Here is a 15,793-nt window from a genome sequence, read left to right on the forward strand (position 1 = left end):
GCGAGACTATCGGCCACGGCTCTGCCGCGGCGGGTGTGGCCCAGAAGACGCGCCGCCACCCGGCCCCGGCCGCGCCGCGTCCGGACCGGCCCGCGCCCCGCCGGAGGCGCTGTCCGCCGTGTCGTCGGCCGAATCCGGTCGGGCGTGCGCCGGGCCCGCCAGCGATGATTCCGGTACGCCCACCACCGGGTCGGACCGGGCGGGCCCGCCCGGCTCCCGGTTGGCCTGCACCGGCTGGCCGGCGCGCGGCAGCCCGTCGGGTGGACTCACCGCGCAGGCGAGCACCGGGATCTCCCGGGTCGGCAGATCCGAGCGCACCTCGGCGACCCGGTACGTGTCGCGGCCCGCCGCCTTGGCCGCGTAGAGCGCGTCGTCGGCGGCCTCCAGCACCTCCCGCCCGGTGCTGCCGTGGTCCGGGAAGACGGCGATGCCCACCGACACGGTCACCACAACCGGCCCGGCGTACGCCTCGACGGCGATGGGCGTGTCGCGTACCGCCGCGCCGAGCCGCTCGGCCACGATCGCCGCGCCTCGCGCGTCGGTCTCCGGCAGCAGCAGCACGAACTCCTCACCGCCCTGACGGAAGGCCAGGTCGACCTCACGGATCTCTCCCCGCACCCGGCGGGCGAACTCGGCCAGCACGGTGTCCCCCGCGGCGTGCCCGTACGTGTCGTTGACGTCCTTGAACCGGTCGAGGTCCAACGCGAGGACGCTGAGCATCCGCCCGAAGCGGCTGGCCCGTTCCACCTCACGCCGAATCGACTCGCGTAGGTAGCGGTAGTTCCACAGTCCGGTGAGCGGGTCGGTGAGGGAGAGGCGCTGCGCCTCCTCGTGCACCCGGACGTTGTCCACCGCCACGGCCGCGTGGCCGGCGAAGGTGCGCAGGGTGGCCAGGTCGTCGTCGTCGAACTCGTCGGCGCCCAGCCGGTCGTAGAGGGCCAGCACGCCGAGCGCGGCAGCCGCGCCAGCCTCGTCGGTCGACCCCAGGGGTCCGGTTCCGGTCGCGCCGAGGGTGGTCGTGGCGCCGCCGCCCGGGGCAGCGAACGGAACCGCCACGTAGGTGCGGCAGCGTGGCTCACCCGTGGGCGCCTCGGTCGGCTCGGCCCTCCCCCGCTGCGGTTCCCCGGTGGCGGCGACCGCACCGACCACACCGACGCCTACCGGCACCCGGAGCGTCTGCGACACGTCCGCGCCCTCCTCCGGCCAACGCCCGTCCAACCCCTCGGTGCACTGCGCGACGAGCACCCCGCCGGTCTCCACGAGCAGCACGGCGCCGGCGCGCGCGCCGGTGGCCCCGATGGCGCTGCGCAGGATCACCCGCAGGATGCGTTGCAGGTCGTGTGTGCTGGCCAGGGTGTCGCCGAGCACCGCGAGGTGCCCGCGCAACTGGTCCCGGTTACTGGTCAGCGCCGCCACGTAGGAGCCGGTCTCCCGGGTCATCCGGTTGAAGGCGGCGGCCAACCGCCCCAACTCGTCGCGACTGCGGACCGGCACCCGCGCGGTCAGGTCGCCCTGGGCCACCCGGTCGACCGCCCCGGCCAACTCCGCCAGCGGCCGGGTGGTCACCCGGGCCAGCCGCCAGGCGGTCAGCACGGCGAGCAGCCCGGCCAGCACGACCACCCCGACCAGCGTGGCGTGCAGCCCCGGTGGCCGTTCACTGGGCACGGAGAGCACAAGTGGCAGCGGCTGCGCGTCGGAGGGCCCGAGCCTGCGCACGTACCGGCCCTCGTTGGTCTCGGTGACCTGCTCACCCCTGCCGGCGACGGCGGCGGCCAGCACCGCGTCGCGTACGTCCCTGGACTCGGTCGTGTGGGTGACCCGGGCGGCGCCCGCCCCACTGTCGAGCAGGGTGACCGCCACTCCGGTCACCGCCGCCAGTCGCGCCACGAAGGCCGGGTCGACCAGTTGCGCGGCGGTCACCGTGCCCAGTCGGGCGCCCGTGCGATCGTGCAGGTCGACCTGGGCAGCCAGCGCACGGACCGGGCTGGTCGAACCGTCGGTCGGGCCGCCGTTCGAGCCCCCGGTTGGGCCGCCGGTCGAGCCCCCGGTCGGGCCTCCGGTCGAGCCCTCGGTCGGGCCGCCGGTCGGGCCGGCGCAGTTCTGCCACGGGGTCGACGGCGCACCCGGCGAGACGTAGGTGACCTGGCCGGCCACGTCGGTGATCAGCACCGCGGCGGCCAGGCCCCGGCCGACCAGTTGCGCGGCGGCGACGGCCGGATCGGCGGCGAGCGCCACCGCGTCGGCGGTGGCGCGTAGCTGCTGGCAGAGCGCGTCGACCGAGGTCCGCACGGTGGACACCGCCACGGCCAGGCGCTCGGTGGAGCGGCTGCGGTCGACAGCAGCAACGGTGGAGGCGACGAAGAGCGCGCCGAGCAGGACCGGGCCGAGCACCACCACGAGGAAGGCTGCCGTCAACCGCCCGCGTAGCGTCACTCGGTCCCCCCGGAAGTTCCGCCTCCGTTGCTTGCGATGCTGACACAGAGCAACCGTGGGAGAGGCGTTGCGTCAGGAGTGTTGCGTGCCGGAATTTTCTGATGAAGCAGAAGTGACCCGAATGGCGAAGCGGGACACCCGCATCGAGGTGCTCGCTCGCCGCCGGTCGCTGCCCGCCGCGACGAGGGCAGCCGCCGCCGGGCGGGTGCAGGCCGAGCTTGTCGCCCTGGTACGCCGGCTGCGCCCCCGGCGGATGACGGCGTACGTGCCGGTCGGCTCGGAACCGGGCGGCGCCGACCTGCCCGAGGCACTGCGGGCAGCCCTGCCGGCGGGCGCCGAGTTGCTGCTGCCGGTGCTCTTGGCCGACCTGGATCTGGACTGGGCGGCGTATACCGGACCGGCTGCCTTGATCGCGGCGGGTCGGGGTATCCGAGAACCAGTCGGTGCCCGTCTCGGGGTGGCCGCCGTGGCGCACGCGGAGCTGGTGGTCGTACCGGCCCTCGCGGTCGACCTCCACGGTCGGCGGCTCGGGCGCGGCGGCGGCTCGTACGATCGCGCCCTCGCCCGGGTACCCGAGGCAGCCCTGACGGTGGTGCCCCTGCACGACGGTGAGCTGGTCGAGGCGCTGCCGGCGGAGCCACACGACCGCCGGGTGCGCGCGGTCGTCACTCCCGCCAACGGGGTGCGTACGCTTGACGACGGCCCGGGTACGGCGCACGGTGTCGCCCCCCACACGTCCGCTGGACGAACCCGGGGCGAATGACGCACCATTGGCACTCGAATACGTCGAGTGCCAACTGGCCGAGCCCAGATCCGGAGGAGAACGTGCCCACGTACCAGTACGCCTGCACCACGTGCGGTCACCAGCTCGAGGCGGTGCAGTCCTTCTCTGACGAGCCGCTGACCGAGTGCCCGGCGTGTCAGGGGCGGCTGCGCAAGGTCTTCAACTCGGTAGGCATCGTCTTCAAGGGTTCGGGCTTCTACCGCACCGACTCCCGGGCGTCCGGCTCCGAGACGACGGCCGGCGGCACGGCCACCAAGCCGGCGAAGTCCGAGTCGTCCTCCGGTGACAGCTCGTCCTCCTCTTCGGGGTCCTCGTCCTCGTCCGGGTCGCCCTCGGGCTCGTCGTCCTCCTCGGGGTCCGGCTCGTCCGGGTCGTCCTCGGGTGGATCGGGCGGCGGCAAGGCCGCGGCGGCAAGCTCCGCGTCCTGATCGGCGAAGGCCCGACCCCATGGGTCGGGCCTTGATCCACTCGGGTTTCAGGAAGTCGGCCCGTCCCCGTTGCTCCAACCACCCGGATTCCTTGATCGCGAGTCGATCAAGGCGGTGCCGTAGCAGCTCGAGCCGACGGATGGGCGTTTTCCACAGGTCTGGCGGTTGTCCACAGGCGTCGGCCGTGGGGCGGCCGAGGCGGTGGGAACTGCCTAGCCTGCCGTTCATGGGTGCCACCGCGGCGCTCGGGGACGGGAGGCGGCAAAGGCGATGGTCGATCCGGATTCGGCGCGGGCGTTGCGCCCGCTGCGTCAGTTCACAATGCCAGGCCGCACCCTGCTCCGGGCCGGCCTGATCGCCGCGCTGCTCGGCCTGGCCGCCGCGGTCCTGCATACCCCGGCCGGATGCCCGCCGATCGCCGTCCCCTCCGACGCGCCGTCGAAGGCGGACGACACGGCCCGGCCGGTCGACGAGGGCCGATCGGCCGACGCCACCAGGACAGGCGTCCCCGACACCCAAAGGTCAGCCACCGAGCCGGACCAGCGGCCACAGAACCCGCCAGCGCACACTCCGACCCCGCCGGATCAGGCTCCGACCCTGACGGGCCAGGCCCCGAGCCCGCCGGATCAGGCCCCGACCTGACGGGCCAGACCCCGAAACCCGCCGGATCAGGCTCCGACCCTGACGGGCCAGACCCCGAGCCCGCCGGGTTCAGTCCCAGTGCGGGGGGCGTTCGGCGAGTAGCCAGTCGTCGTTGCCGCCCGACCGCTCGCCCCAACCACGGTCGGTGTCGTCGGAGGTCTGCTCGGGCAGCACCACGAAGTCTTCGCTCAGGTCCACGGCGCGGTCATCGTCTCCACGTGCGCCGCGCGTGCCGGGGTCTTCGGTGCTCACGAGCGGCAAGACTAGCGCAGCCACGGCCGTGTACCGGGCCGCCGACCGTGGGCACGCCGGCCAGAAGGGCCGCGCCGCCGACCCTGGGCACGCCGGCCAGAAACGACCGCGCCACCGACCGCAGGCACACACCGCCCAGAAACGACCGCGCCACCGACGGCATTGGTAGCGTCGGACGGCGTGACGACCCCCAGCGGTGGCAGCACCCCGGACGACTACTGGCGACGGCCCAACACCGGCGATGACGCGGTGGCGGACCAATCTCCCGCCCCCGCGACCACACCACCGAGCGGGCCCACCAACCAACCACCGCACGCGCCCACCAGCCAACCTCCGAGCGGGCACACCAGCCCAGCATCGACGGGGCGCACTTCCAGCGGGTACTCCGGACCGCCGCCGAGCCTGCCGCCGCCGGCGGGTTGGCGTCCACCCGTACATCTGCAGCCGGCGCCGCCGCGACAGCTGCCACCGCAGGACATGGCCGACCTGGACGCGGCCGAGCAGCGCTCGCAGCGGGTCACCTACGGGTTCGGGGCAGCGGCGGGCGTGGTGTTGCTGGTTCTGCTCTGTCTGCTCTGCTCGCGAGTGATCTTCTGATGCCCCCCGGGGCAGCAGCTCAGAGGGTGGTGCCCCAGACGGTCTCGGCGCCGGAGTGGCCGGTCAGGGAGACGTAGATCAGGGCCGCGATGGCGAGCCCCACGGCCGCCACCGCCAGCACCGGGGTGACAAGCGTCGGCAGCTGCGGCACCCGGGGGTGTCCACTCGTTGCCACGAGCAGCAGGATGGCCACGATCCCGAGCGGCACCACGATGCGGAACAGGATGTCGCCGTAGCGGGAGTGCTCGAAGATCTGATCGAGGATCGGCCCCTGGAAGCCCCGGGCCACCAGCGCGTCGGTGAGGGCCTCACCCGACTTGACCGCGACGTAGGCGGTCACCGGCGCGGCCACGGCGAGGAGGCCCAGGGCCCAGTCCAGCCGGTGCCGCCACCGCGGCAGCCCCACGTACGCGATGGCCAGCACCGCCAGCAGCGGCACGAACACGACGACCGCGTGGACCGTCAGGACGTGTACCGGTAGACCCAGGATCTCCTCGAACATCGAACCCTCCAGGTGGATCATGGTCAGGGGCGATCAGCCTATGGTCCGCCGATCGTCCCCAGGCTCTCGACCGGACACACGCGCGCCGCGTCGATCGGGTTCACCCTTTGGGCCGTACTCCCGATCTTGCCGGCCTGTGTCGGTGACCACCCGGAGTGGGCGACGGTTGTCGATGCCGACCGGGCGTGCTGTCATTGGCGAATGTCGGGTGCCGAGGAGCTGCTGCGGTCGAGGGGCCTGCGGGTCACGCGGCCACGCCTCGCGGTGCTCGACGTGCTGGCCGGAGGCGGCCACCTGGAGGTCGACGAGATCACCCGGCGGGTTCGTGAACGCCTCGACTCGGTCTCCACCCAGGCGGTCTACGACGTGCTGGGCGCGCTGTCCCGGGCCGGGCTGTCGCGACGGATCGAGCCGGCGGGCAGTCCGGCCCGCTACGAGGCGCGCGTGGGCGACAACCACCACCACGTGGTCTGCCGCGGGTGCGGCGAGATCGCCGACATCGACTGCGCGGTGGGCGGCGCCCCGTGCCTGGAGCCGAACGTCGCGCACGGGTTCGAGGTGGACGAGGCCGAAGTGACCTTCTGGGGTCTCTGCCCGGGCTGCCGGGCCCGCCGCTCCGCCGACGTCTGACCGGCGGCGCCGGCGCTCCGGGCGCGGCCACCGGCGGCACCTGACCGGCGAGGCCGCCGCGACCGTGGCAGTCTTGGATGGTGGACTCGGATGACCTAGGCCTCTTCGGTCCGGGTTCGGTCACGTGGAAGGTGCACGAGGAGCCGATCCTGATCGTCGCCGGCCTGCGCTCACTCTTCCTCCAGGCGTTGCACCCGCGGGCCATGGCCGGGGTCGCGCAGAACAGCAACTACCGCACGGACGCCTGGGGCCGGCTGCTCCGCACCGCCACCTACGTGGCGACCACCGTCTACGGCACCACCGCCGAGGCGGAGGCCGCCGGGGCCCGGCTGCGCCGCCTGCACGACCGACTGCGGGCCACCGACACGCTCACCGGCGCGGAGTTCCGGATCGACGAACCGGACCTGCTGCGCTGGGTGCACGTGACCGAGGTCGAGTCGTTCCTGAGCACGGCCCGACGCGCCGGGCTGCCGCTGAGCGACGACGAGGTGGACGGCTACTACACCGAGCAGCGCCGCGCCGCCGCCCTGGTCGGCCTGGACCCGACCACCGTCCCGGGCACCGCCGCCGAGGTCGCGGACTACTACGAGGCCGTACGGCCAGAGTTGCGGATGACCCGGGAGGCCGCCGAGACGGCGGTGTTCCTCACCGCTCCGCCGCTGCCGTGGAAGCTCAGCCTGCCGGTCCGGCTCGGGCTCAATCTGGGCCCGCCACGGTGGGCGTACCTGGGGCTCGCCGGCACCGCGTTCGCGCTGCTGCCGACGTGGGCGCGCCGGATGTACGGGGGTCTCGGTCTACCGACCACCGCGCTGTCCGCGAATCTGAGCGTGCGCGCGCTGCGGCTCGCGTTCGCCGCCGTCCCCCGCCGCTACCTGGAAGGGCCGTTGATACAGGCGGCCAAGGAGCGGGCCGCGCGGCACGCCGCTGCCTCGCTGGCCGGCTGACCCGACCCTCGCCCGGGAGATCAGCCGTCGGCGGGCCGGTCCATGGCCGCCCACGGCTCCTTGCCCGGCACCTGCGCGCCGGTCGGGCAGTGCCGCCGAAAGTCGCACCAGCCACAGCGCGGGCCGGGTGCCACTGGGAACGCCTCGTCCGCGTCGGCGCCGTCGGCGACCGCCCGTTCGGCGGCCATGATGTCGCGGGCCGTCTCTTCGGCGCGGGTCAACTGCCGGGCCAGCGACTCGACGGTGTGGTCGTGGGCGGCGACCGTGCCGGTCGGCAGGTGGTGCAACTCCACCCGGCGGCACGGCTTGCGGAACACCCGCTCGGCGGCGTACGCGTAGAGCGCCAACGCCTGCGAGCCCCGGGCGTCGTCCGTGTCCAGGCCGGTGCGACCTGTCTTGTAGTCGACGATGACCAGCTCCGGCCCCTCCGGCCCGGGTCGCGAGTCGATGCGGTCGGTGCGGCCGTTGAACGCCAACACCGCGGTCTTGACCGCCACCACCCGCTCCACGCCGAGCGGGTCGGAATCCGGCTCCAGCGTCTCGACGTACGCCTCCAGCCAGCCCAACGCCCGCCGGTAGGCGGCCCGCTCCTGCTCGTCGTCGCGGTAGCCCTCGCGGACCCAGGTGCCCTTGAGCAGCGTGGCCAGCGCCTCGGGGCGCCGCCGGTCGGCGGGCAGCGCATACCAGTTCTTCAGGGCGGTGTGCACACTGGCGCCGAGCGAGTTGTGTGCCCACGGTGGGCCCTTGGGCGGGGCGGGCCGGTCGACGTAGGAGTAGCGGTAGCGACGCGGGCAGTCCGCGTACGCGCCGAGCTTGCTCGGGGTGCAGACGAACAGCCGCTCCGGCATGCCCTCGAAGCCGAGCTGCTCGGCGTCGCCGGCGCGCTGCCGGGGGGCCCGGCCGCCGGCGGCCGGCCGCCCCGCTGATGAGGATCGTCGCACGCCTGCGATCCTGCCATCCACCCCCGACATCGCGCGCGTGCCGTCAGGCCATGTTGACGTACTGCGTGACGAAGGCGGCCACCGCGTCGGCGATGAGCTGCACGGCGATCGCGGCCAGCAGCAGGCCGGCGATCCGGGTCAGCACCTCGATCCCGCCCGGCCGGAGGATCTTCACGATGCCGCCGGAGAAGCGCAGGACGATCCAGACGGCGACCATCACGGCGAGGATCGCCACGGCGATGGCGGTGAACTCTCCCAGCCCGTCGGCCTGCTGGACGAAGAGCATGGTGGCCACGATGGCGCCCGGCCCGGCCAGCAGCGGCGTGCCCAGCGGCACCAGCGCGATGTTGGAGGTGACCTGCTGGCTCGGGTCGTCGGCCTTGCCGGTGAGCAGCTCCAGGGCGACGAGCACGAGCAGCAGCCCGCCGGCGGCCTGCAACGCCGGCAGGTCCACGTGCAGATAGTCGAGCAACGTCTGCCCCGCCACCGCGAAGATCACGATGACGCCGAGCGCCAACGCGACGGCCTGCCAGGCCGCCCGGTTGCGGTCGCGGGCGGGCAGCGGGCCGGTCAGCGCCAGGAAGATCGGCATCATGCCCGGCGGGTCGGTGATCACCAGCAGGGTCACGAAAACCTCGCCGAACAACTTCAGATCCACGTGATCAACCTAGCCGCGCGACGATGGGCGAAATACCCGGATCAGCCCGAAGCGACCTCGGTCACCCCGTCGGCGACGATCCGCTCGTACGCCTCGACGCTTGTGCTGAACGCGCCGAGCCGAACGGTCTTGTGGGTGCCGTGGAAGTCCGAGGAGCCGGTGACGAGCAGACCCAGCTCGGCGGCGAGCGCCCGTACGTGTTCCCGCTCGGCCGGGCTGTGGTCCTCGTGGTCGACCTCGAGCCCGGCGAGCCCGGCGGCGGCCAGCTCGGCGATCAACTCGTCGGGTACCACCCGGCCGCGTCGGGTGGCTCGCGGGTGGGCGAAGACCGGCACACCTCCGGCCGCCCGGACCAGTCGAACGGCCCGGAACACGTCGATGTCCTCCTTGGGCAGGCGGTACCGCTCGCCCAGCCAGTCCGGGCCGAACGCCTCCTGGACGCTGCCGACCAGGCCGGCGCGGATGAGCGCCTGCGCGAGGTGCGGGCGTCCCACGGTGCCGCCACCCGCGCCGGCCAGGATGTCCGGCCAGTTCACGTCGATGCCGTCGGCCCGCAGGAGGCCGACCATCCGTTCGCCGCGCTCTTCCCGGGCCGCCCGGACCCGGGCCAGCTCGGCCACCAACTCCGGGTGGTCCGGGTCGAACAGGTACGCGAGCAGGTGCAGCGGCACCGCCGGCTGCGCGCCGGACCAGCGACAGGACAACTCCGCACCCCGGATCAGACGCAGACCTGGCGGCAGCGCGCCCACGGCCGGCGCCCAGCCGGCCGTGGTGTCGTGGTCGGTGATCGCCAGCACGTCCAGCCCGGCGTCAACGGCCGCGCCGACCAGCTCGGCCGGGGTCAGCGTGCCGTCGCTGGCCGTCGAGTGGGTGTGCAGGTCGATCCGCGGGGCAGAGCCGGTACGCGAGGTCACCGCTCGACGCTACCGAGGAAACCGTGAGCCCGGCTCACGTGGGTCGCCCAGGTCACCCAGGGGTCAGAAGTCGTTCACCAGGATCGGCTGGTCTCCGGCCGATACGCCGGACACCGCTGTGGGGCTGGCGGGCTTTCCCGCCCGCACCTGGCCGACATCGACCCGGACCAGCTCGCCGGTGCCGTCGAGGTAGGTGGCGTGGGCCGCGTTGCTCCACACGATCGCCCCGGTCATCAGCGGCCCGGCCGCAACCGCGGTCGTACCCGGCCCGAGCCGCTGCAGGTCGACCAGCAGGGAACGGCCGGCCTCGCCGACCCCGGAGTTCACCAGCAGCCACCGCCCGTCCGGCGAGACCCCGCCGACGCCGTCCTGGCTGAGCTCCGGACCGCAACCGGTGCGGACCGGGTCCAGCTGACGGGTCGGGGCGAGCACGGCGAGGCAGGTCCGGCCCGGCTTGGTGGCGACCTGGGCGACGAGCCGCCCGTCGGGTAGCCGCCCGTAGACGTTGAGGCTCTTCCGGTCGAGGGCTTCGGGCAACGGCCCCGCACCGGGCCGCCAGAGGGTGTGACCGGCGCCGGCCGGGTCGAGTCGGACCAGCACGCTGTCGCCGACGAACCGGACGGGCTGCGCCGCCGCGGGTACCGGGGTGCGTACCGACGCGATGAGTTGGTTGCCGGCCACGCCCGCCACCAGCAGATCGCCTCCGTCGCGCCAGGCGACCTGGAGGCTGTCCGGGGCCAGGACGATCGCGCCCGCCCCGGCCAGCAGCACCTGCACCAGGCCGTCGTTCTGCACCACCCACAGGGAGCGCCCTGCGGTGCTCTGCGCGCCGACCACCAGCCAGCCGCCGCCGCTGGGCAAGGGCTGGACGCTTTCGGCCGGCCCCACCTCGGGCAGCACCAGCCGCCGCCCGTCGGCGCTGATCAGCGTCTCGCCGACGAGAGGAGACGTCGACGTCTCGGGGGAGGGGGCAGGGCCGGGAATGCTGGCGGTCGGGAGCGGTCGGCTGGTCGGGTCCGGGTCGCCGATCACCACGATGGGTGACCCGTCCGGCTTGGTCTCGGCACCGAGCTGGGCCATGCCGGCGCTGAGCAGCACGGTGGTGACCGCCGCGAGGGCGACGCCGGCCGCGGTGCGTCGACGCCGGATCCGGTTCGCGCGGCGAATGGCCTGGCCCGCCGGGTCGACGCTCAGTGGGCGGGCAAGAGCGACCTGGTGCGAGAGTGTCTCCCGCACCGCACCTTCCAGCTCGTCAGGCCGCACCTGGTAGGAACGCCGTGGGCCGTCCGGGAGGTTGTCGTGCCGGCCTGGGAACTCACTCACTGCTGCTCCCCGGAGCCCGTGCCGACGGGCACGGCCGCCGGGGCGGTGGGCAGCACGACCTGCGGGGTGCTCGGACGCGGCGCGGCGGGGCGCGGAGCGGCCACGCGGGGCACGGGTCGGCCAGTCGCCCGCTCCGGCCTGGGTGTCGCAGCGGCACCGGTGACCGGGACCCGTCCGGTCCGGGAACCCGATCCCGTCGTCCGGCCGGCGGCGCCGGTCGCGCCCGCCCCACCGTCGGCGGCGGCCGACCGGCCGGCGACTCCGGCTGCGGCGGCGAGGTCCGCAGCGTCCGCGCCCAATCGCCGACGGAGCGTGGCCAGCGCCCGGGACGCCTGGCTCTTCACCGTGCCCGGTGAAATGTCCAGCATCGCGGCGGTCTGCGCCTCCGACATGTCCTCGTAGTAGCGCAGCACCAGCACTGCCCGCTGCCGGTTGGGCAGCTCCCGGAGATGCCGCCAGAGCAGGTCACGGTCGAGTTGCTGCTCGATCTCGTCGACACCGGCCCGCTCCGGCAGCACCTCGGTCGGACGTTCGCCGTGCCAGCGCCGTCGCCACCAACTGGTCGACGTGTTGACCAGCACACGTCGGGCGTACGGCTCGACCGCCTCGATCCCGCCGAGCCGCTTCCACGCGAGGTAGGTCTTGGTCAGCGCCGTCTGGAGCAGGTCCTCGGCCGTGGCCCAGTCCCCGGTGAGCAGGTAAGCGGTGCGCAGGAGCGCGGCGGAGCGGGCCGCGACGAACTCGCGGAACTGCTCCTCCAACGAGTCCTTGCTCGCCACCGCCCACCTCCACACCCCTGCCGTTCTGGCAGAGTGCCACGTCAGGGGCGCTCTGGTCCATGACGAAAGGTGCGCACTTGCTCCGATGTTCGGTCGAAAACCTTCACGCCCCGTCGTCGGCCTTGGCCTCGTCGGCCTCCTTGCCGAGCCGTGCCTCGACCGCCTGCGGCTCGTACATCTCCTCGACGACACGCAGGTAGAGCTCGTTCGGGTTGGGCAGGTTCTTGATCTCGCGAAGCGCCTGCTCCTGGCCGGCGGACTCCAGCACGAAGGTGCCGTAGTTGAGCGCTCGGCCGGTCGGGGACTGCTCGTACTTCATGTCGGTGACCCGGACCAGCGGCATCATCGCCACCTTGCGGGTGACGATGCCGTTGACCACCATGACCCGCTTGTTGGTCAGGATGAACCGGTCATACCACCAGTCGGCGACCTTCCACGCCACCCAGCCCATCACCGCGAACCAGAGCAGCACGGCGATGGTGGTCAGCGCGCCGACGGCCTGACCGGCGAGGAAGCCGGAGAGGTAGCCGAGCACGAAGGTCGCCGCGACGCCGATCAACAGCGGGTTGGTGAGGTGGATCCAGTGCCGCTTCCACTCGCCGCGATAGCGCTCGGTGGGGAAGAGGTAGCGAGCCACCAGTGAACTGGGCTCGTCTTCCAGTGGCAGCACCCGCCGAGGGGTCGAGCCGGTCGCGTCGGCGCGCAACCCGGCCAGCTCGTCCTCGGAGATCTGCGGCGCCTGGTAGCCGGCCTCCGGATCACGGACCCACCCCCGACCGGAACGACCCTGGCCGGCATAACCGGGCCCGTCGCCGTAACCGACGTCGTCCGAAAGGGACGGACCGTCGGACAGGCCGGGACCGGCCCCGTAGCCCGGGCCGTCATCAGGCCCGATCCGCGGGATCGGCTCAGTGTCACGCTCGCGGCGTTCCCGGTCAGGGTCGTCCGGGTCGAAGGGTGGACCGGAGGGGCTGCCCATCGGCGGCTAGGCGACGAGACTTGTGAAGAAGTCGCCAAACCCCTGGGCGATATCCATGATCCCGCCGCCGAGCGACTTGAACACGTCCGCCGCAGAGTTTGGCCGGTAGGCGACGAAGAAGATCAAGAATGCGATTCCGGCCCAGGTGAGGACCTTCTTGACCATGGCGGGCCATCCTCTCGCGCGGCGCCGGGTCCCATTACCGCAGCGGCACCCAGAGTATCAGTGTGGTGTCGTACAGTGAATATCTGCGTCCGTTCTCCGTCAATCCCCGGAAGAGTTGTCAAGCTCTACCGGGTAAATACGGGGACGGTGCGCCGTACACGAGCTCGGGCGGAGTCCACTCGGTCAGGTCGTGTAGCACGACATCTTCCGCGAGCAGGTGACCCGCACTCGCCGGCCAGGCTATCGCATGGAGCCACATTCCCCGAGCCTCGCCGGCGTACGCGCTTCGATCCGTTGCCGAATTCACCAGCCACAGTGGAGTGGGGTGCCCACCGACCTTGATCTTCGCCTGTCCGACGTGGTCAGGGTGACCCGACCCCGGGTCGGTCAGCGCGTCGACCAACTCCGGCCCCGGATCCGGGCCGGCCAGTCCGGCGAGTCGGGTGCCCAGGCCCACGCCGGGTTCCTCGGCCACGAAGACCAGATCGGCCGGACCTCCGCCGAGCGGCGCCGGGCCCGCGCAGGCCACCGCTGTCGCCCGCACTCCCGTCCGTTCGTCCCCGGCGTACGCCACGCCGGTGAGTGTCCAACCCGGCGGCAGCGGCCACGGGCACCACAACGGCGTCACCGGCGGATCGGCGGTCGTGGTGATCCGCTCCACCACGCTCGCCACGATCTCCGCTCCGATGTGCTCGGGCACGTGCAACGGCGGCACCGGGCCGCAGCGCACACACCTTGAGTCGGTGTTCATCAGATCCGGCGCCCGTACCGGGCCCCCGCATCTCGGACAACTCACCGCGACACTCACATCCCCACCGTCTCCCCGGAGCGCCGGCACGTCAAGCCGTAACGTCCGATTCGGCACCGTACGGGGGTCAGTCCGGCGGTGTGCCGGCGTGCGCACGAATCCAGGCGTGCATCGCGATTCCGCTGGCCACGCCCGCGTTGATCGACCTCGTCGAGCCGTACTGGGCGATGGAGTAGAGCTGGTCGCACGCGGCGCGGGCCGGCGCGGAGAGGCCGGGACCCTCCTGGCCGAACAGCAGCACACAATCGCGCGGCAGGGTGCCGGTCTCCAGCGGACGCGACCCGGGCAGGTTGTCGATGCCGAACACCGGCAGGCGCCGCCCGGCCGCCCAGGCGACGAACTCCTCGATCGTCTCGTGGTGCCACACGTGCTGGTACCGATCGGTCACCATCGCGCCGCGCCGGTTCCACCGTCGCCGTCCGACGATGTGCACCCCGGCGGCGTTGAACGCGTTGGCGTTGCGCACCACCGTGCCGATGTTGAAGTCGTGCTGCCAGTTCTCGATCGCCACGTGGAAACCGTGCCGGTGTCGGTCCAGGTCGGCGACGATCGCCTCGTGCCGCCAGTAGCGGTAGCGGTCGACGACGTTGCGCCGGTCCCCCTCCGCCAGCAACTGCGGGTCGTAACGGCTGTCGTCCGGTGGGTCCCCCGGCCAGGGGCCCACGCCCACCTCAAGCTGGTCGTCGGTCACGGTCATCAGAGGGTACGGACCGCGTCGACGCCCGGTGCGACGACCTGCCGGTCAACCCAGGTCGAGGGCAGCACCGAGCCGGTCCAGGAAGCGGCGGTCCGCCGGGCTGGCCGGTGGGTCCACCCGGCGCGCGCCGGTGCCGGGCACCGCGCGACAGACCCGGGCCGCGACCGACTGCACCCACTGTCGGTACGCGGCCGAGTCGGCGGGGTCCGCCCGCCGCCGCAGGACCCGGCTCGCCGCCCGGCAGGCGGCCAGCAGGTCCACCAGGTCGGTGAGCCGCTCGGCGGGTTGCGGGGTGCCGTCGTGGCGGGCGTAGATCGTGGCGACCACCGCGCGGACCAGGTCGCTGTCGGAGGCACGGCCGGCGGCCACGGCATCCAGGCCGGCCAGGCTGGCCTTGACTCCACGCTCCGTCCGGCCAGGACCGGGCGCCGTGGCGGCCACGAGAACCCGACCCGGCAGGCTGGTGAGCAGATCCCACTCGGCGGCGGAGTAGACAGCTGTGGTCAGGGGCGCGGCTCGGCGGCCGGCAGAGGACGGCTCTCCCGCGACGGAGTGGCTCATCGGAACCTCCGGCGTCAGCATATGCCCCGCGACGGGAACAGGGCCCCTTCCCCAGCAGACCCGTGGCGGGGAGGGAGCCGGTGTTCGTCGACGGTCGAGCCCGCCGCGACGGTCAGCGCGGCTCGGGGAAGCTGGGCCGCTCCGGATCCACTCCGTCGGGCACCGCGGCGGCCGCGTACTCCCGCTTGGGGACCATGACCTTGCGGCGGAAGACGCAGACCATGGTGCCGTCCTGGTTGTAGCCGCGAGTCTCCACCGACACCACGCCCCGGTCGGGTTTCGAGCCGGACTCCCGCTTGTCCAGCACCGTGGTCTCGCCGTAGATGGTGTCGCCGTGGAAGGTCGGCGCGACGTGCCGCAGCGACTCGACCTCCAGGTTGGCGATCGCCTTTCCACTCACGTCGGGCACCGACATGCCGAGCAGCAGCGAGTAGATGTAGTTGCCGACCACCACGTTGCGCTTGAACTGGCTGGCCGTCGCGGCGTAGTGCGCGTCCAGGTGCAGCGGGTGGTGGTTCATCGTGAGCAGGCAGAAGAGGTGGTCGTCGTACTCGGTGACGGTCTTGCCCGGCCAGTGCCGGTAGACCGCGCCGACCTCGAACTCCTCGTAGTAGCGACCGAACTGCATGCTGGTCCCTTCGACGGGCGGCGATGGAGTTCGGCACAGCATGCCTTACCGATGGTTAAGGCGACCGGCGGGGCGCGACGGCGGCGGAAATGTCACACCTGTCACACGCCTGGGGGGAGACGCAATGA

Annotated in this window: 20 protein-coding genes and 1 pseudogene; 6 read left to right on the forward strand and 15 right to left on the reverse strand. The window is 72.8% G+C overall.

What is annotated here, in order from left to right; genetic code table 11:
• Window positions 1-6 precede the first annotated feature (6 nt).
• Window positions 7-2,433 (reverse strand): diguanylate cyclase, encoded by a 2,427-nt coding sequence (locus ACLQ3B_RS06940; RefSeq protein ID WP_425778412.1) that lies wholly within the window; start codon window positions 2,431-2,433, stop codon window positions 7-9.
• Window positions 2,434-2,545: 112 nt separating this feature from the next.
• Between ACLQ3B_RS06940 and ACLQ3B_RS06945 the strand changes: the two genes are divergently transcribed.
• Window positions 2,546-3,196 carry a 5-formyltetrahydrofolate cyclo-ligase gene (locus ACLQ3B_RS06945; protein WP_425778414.1) on the forward strand — a complete coding sequence of 217 codons (651 nt, stop codon included), beginning with the start codon at window positions 2,546-2,548 and terminating at the stop codon, window positions 3,194-3,196.
• A pseudogene (locus ACLQ3B_RS06950) lies at window positions 3,193-3,399 on the forward strand (FmdB family zinc ribbon protein); the annotation flags it as partial. The gene ACLQ3B_RS06945 and the pseudogene ACLQ3B_RS06950, both read left to right, overlap by 4 nt.
• 14 nt (window positions 3,400-3,413) lie before the next feature.
• On the opposite strand, the gene ACLQ3B_RS06955 reads toward ACLQ3B_RS06950, so the two are convergent.
• Entirely contained in the window at window positions 3,414-3,617 is a 204-nt protein-coding gene (locus tag ACLQ3B_RS06955) for a hypothetical protein (protein WP_425779903.1), read from the reverse strand.
• A 298-nt stretch (window positions 3,618-3,915) separates the two neighbouring features.
• On the opposite strand from ACLQ3B_RS06955, the gene ACLQ3B_RS06960 reads away from it, so the two are divergent.
• Entirely contained in the window at window positions 3,916-4,287 is a 372-nt protein-coding gene (locus tag ACLQ3B_RS06960; RefSeq protein WP_425778416.1) for a hypothetical protein, read from the forward strand.
• A gap of 69 nt (window positions 4,288-4,356) precedes the next feature.
• On the opposite strand, the gene ACLQ3B_RS06965 is transcribed toward ACLQ3B_RS06960, so the two are convergent.
• Entirely contained in the window at window positions 4,357-4,539 is a 183-nt protein-coding gene (locus tag ACLQ3B_RS06965; protein WP_355574959.1) for a hypothetical protein, read from the reverse strand.
• 180 nt (window positions 4,540-4,719) lie between these two features.
• Here ACLQ3B_RS06965 and ACLQ3B_RS06970 point away from each other — a divergent pair, with 180 nt between their 5' ends.
• The gene (locus ACLQ3B_RS06970) at window positions 4,720-5,136 is read left to right on the forward strand and encodes a hypothetical protein (protein WP_425778418.1); all 417 of its coding nucleotides are present in this window, start codon (window positions 4,720-4,722) and stop codon (window positions 5,134-5,136) included.
• Window positions 5,137-5,155: 19 nt separating this feature from the next.
• Here the strand turns inward: ACLQ3B_RS06970 and ACLQ3B_RS06975 are convergent, their stop codons facing one another.
• On the reverse strand, window positions 5,156-5,638 hold the full coding sequence (locus ACLQ3B_RS06975; protein ID WP_425779807.1) for a DUF2231 domain-containing protein: 483 nt from the start codon (window positions 5,636-5,638) through the stop codon (window positions 5,156-5,158).
• 201 nt (window positions 5,639-5,839) lie between these two features.
• On the opposite strand from ACLQ3B_RS06975, the gene ACLQ3B_RS06980 reads away from it, so the two are divergent.
• Together ACLQ3B_RS06980 and ACLQ3B_RS06985 are read left to right on the forward strand one after the other, a co-directional pair.
• On the forward strand, window positions 5,840-6,268 hold the full coding sequence (locus ACLQ3B_RS06980) for a Fur family transcriptional regulator (protein ID WP_425778420.1): 429 nt from the start codon (window positions 5,840-5,842) through the stop codon (window positions 6,266-6,268).
• An 80-nt stretch (window positions 6,269-6,348) separates the two neighbouring features.
• Complete coding sequence (locus ACLQ3B_RS06985) at window positions 6,349-7,212, forward strand: oxygenase MpaB family protein (protein ID WP_425779809.1); 864 nt, start codon at window positions 6,349-6,351, stop codon at window positions 7,210-7,212.
• Between the two features lie 20 nt (window positions 7,213-7,232).
• On the opposite strand, the gene ACLQ3B_RS06990 is transcribed toward ACLQ3B_RS06985, so the two are convergent.
• The 11 genes from ACLQ3B_RS06990 to ACLQ3B_RS07040 all read right to left on the reverse strand — a co-directional run bounded on the left by ACLQ3B_RS06990 (window position 7,233) and on the right by ACLQ3B_RS07040 (window position 15,665).
• Window positions 7,233-8,183, reverse strand: a complete 951-nt coding sequence (locus ACLQ3B_RS06990; RefSeq protein ID WP_425778422.1) for a RecB family exonuclease — start codon at window positions 8,181-8,183, stop codon at window positions 7,233-7,235.
• 13 nt (window positions 8,184-8,196) lie between these two features.
• Complete coding sequence (locus tag ACLQ3B_RS06995) at window positions 8,197-8,811, reverse strand: MarC family protein (protein ID WP_124819967.1); 615 nt, start codon at window positions 8,809-8,811, stop codon at window positions 8,197-8,199.
• A 41-nt stretch (window positions 8,812-8,852) separates the two neighbouring features.
• The gene (locus tag ACLQ3B_RS07000; protein ID WP_425778425.1) at window positions 8,853-9,725 is read right to left on the reverse strand and encodes a PHP domain-containing protein; all 873 of its coding nucleotides are present in this window, start codon (window positions 9,723-9,725) and stop codon (window positions 8,853-8,855) included.
• 63 nt (window positions 9,726-9,788) lie between these two features.
• Complete coding sequence (locus ACLQ3B_RS07005) at window positions 9,789-11,048, reverse strand: hypothetical protein (protein ID WP_425778427.1); 1,260 nt, start codon at window positions 11,046-11,048, stop codon at window positions 9,789-9,791.
• Window positions 11,045-11,827, reverse strand: coding sequence for a SigE family RNA polymerase sigma factor (locus ACLQ3B_RS07010; RefSeq protein ID WP_425778429.1), 783 nt, complete (start codon window positions 11,825-11,827; stop codon window positions 11,045-11,047). The genes ACLQ3B_RS07005 and ACLQ3B_RS07010 overlap by 4 nt, the downstream gene beginning before the upstream one ends.
• A 103-nt stretch (window positions 11,828-11,930) precedes the next feature.
• On the reverse strand, window positions 11,931-12,806 hold the full coding sequence (locus ACLQ3B_RS07015; RefSeq protein ID WP_425778431.1) for a PH domain-containing protein: 876 nt from the start codon (window positions 12,804-12,806) through the stop codon (window positions 11,931-11,933).
• Between the two features lie 6 nt (window positions 12,807-12,812).
• Entirely contained in the window at window positions 12,813-12,971 is a 159-nt protein-coding gene (locus tag ACLQ3B_RS07020) for a hypothetical protein (RefSeq protein WP_007455302.1), read from the reverse strand.
• A gap of 118 nt (window positions 12,972-13,089) precedes the next feature.
• Complete coding sequence (locus ACLQ3B_RS07025) at window positions 13,090-13,836, reverse strand: DUF6758 family protein (RefSeq protein ID WP_425778433.1); 747 nt, start codon at window positions 13,834-13,836, stop codon at window positions 13,090-13,092.
• Between the two features lie 10 nt (window positions 13,837-13,846).
• Window positions 13,847-14,470: a TrmH family RNA methyltransferase gene (locus ACLQ3B_RS07030; RefSeq protein ID WP_425778435.1), complete on the reverse strand. Its 624-nt coding sequence runs from the start codon at window positions 14,468-14,470 to the stop codon at window positions 13,847-13,849.
• A 51-nt stretch (window positions 14,471-14,521) separates the two neighbouring features.
• Window positions 14,522-15,058 carry a hypothetical protein gene (locus ACLQ3B_RS07035; RefSeq protein WP_425778437.1) on the reverse strand — a complete coding sequence of 179 codons (537 nt, stop codon included), beginning with the start codon at window positions 15,056-15,058 and terminating at the stop codon, window positions 14,522-14,524.
• Window positions 15,059-15,149: 91 nt separating this feature from the next.
• Window positions 15,150-15,665 (reverse strand): MaoC family dehydratase, encoded by a 516-nt coding sequence (locus tag ACLQ3B_RS07040; RefSeq protein ID WP_425778439.1) that lies wholly within the window; start codon window positions 15,663-15,665, stop codon window positions 15,150-15,152.
• Between the last annotated feature and the right edge of the window lie 128 nt (window positions 15,666-15,793).

This window comes from Micromonospora sp. DT53 (genome assembly GCF_049841535.1).
Taxonomy (GTDB): domain Bacteria; phylum Actinomycetota; class Actinomycetes; order Mycobacteriales; family Micromonosporaceae; genus Micromonospora.

Excerpts from the sequence above, each read along its gene's own strand:
- ACLQ3B_RS06960 (WP_425778416.1), top strand. The coding sequence starts at position 3,916 with ATGGTCGATCCGGATTCGGCGCGGGCGTTGCGCCCGCTGCGTCAGTTC.
- ACLQ3B_RS06975 (WP_425779807.1), bottom strand. The coding sequence starts at position 5,638 with ATGTTCGAGGAGATCCTGGGTCTACCGGTACACGTCCTGACGGTCCAC.
- ACLQ3B_RS06980 (WP_425778420.1), top strand. The coding sequence starts at position 5,840 with ATGTCGGGTGCCGAGGAGCTGCTGCGGTCGAGGGGCCTGCGGGTCACG.
- ACLQ3B_RS06990 (WP_425778422.1), bottom strand. The coding sequence starts at position 8,183 with ATGTCGGGGGTGGATGGCAGGATCGCAGGCGTGCGACGATCCTCATCA.
- ACLQ3B_RS07015 (WP_425778431.1), bottom strand. The coding sequence starts at position 12,806 with ATGGGCAGCCCCTCCGGTCCACCCTTCGACCCGGACGACCCTGACCGG.
- ACLQ3B_RS07020 (WP_007455302.1), bottom strand. The coding sequence starts at position 12,971 with ATGGTCAAGAAGGTCCTCACCTGGGCCGGAATCGCATTCTTGATCTTC.
- ACLQ3B_RS07035 (WP_425778437.1), bottom strand. The coding sequence starts at position 15,058 with ATGCTGACGCCGGAGGTTCCGATGAGCCACTCCGTCGCGGGAGAGCCG.
- ACLQ3B_RS07040 (WP_425778439.1), bottom strand. The coding sequence starts at position 15,665 with ATGCAGTTCGGTCGCTACTACGAGGAGTTCGAGGTCGGCGCGGTCTAC.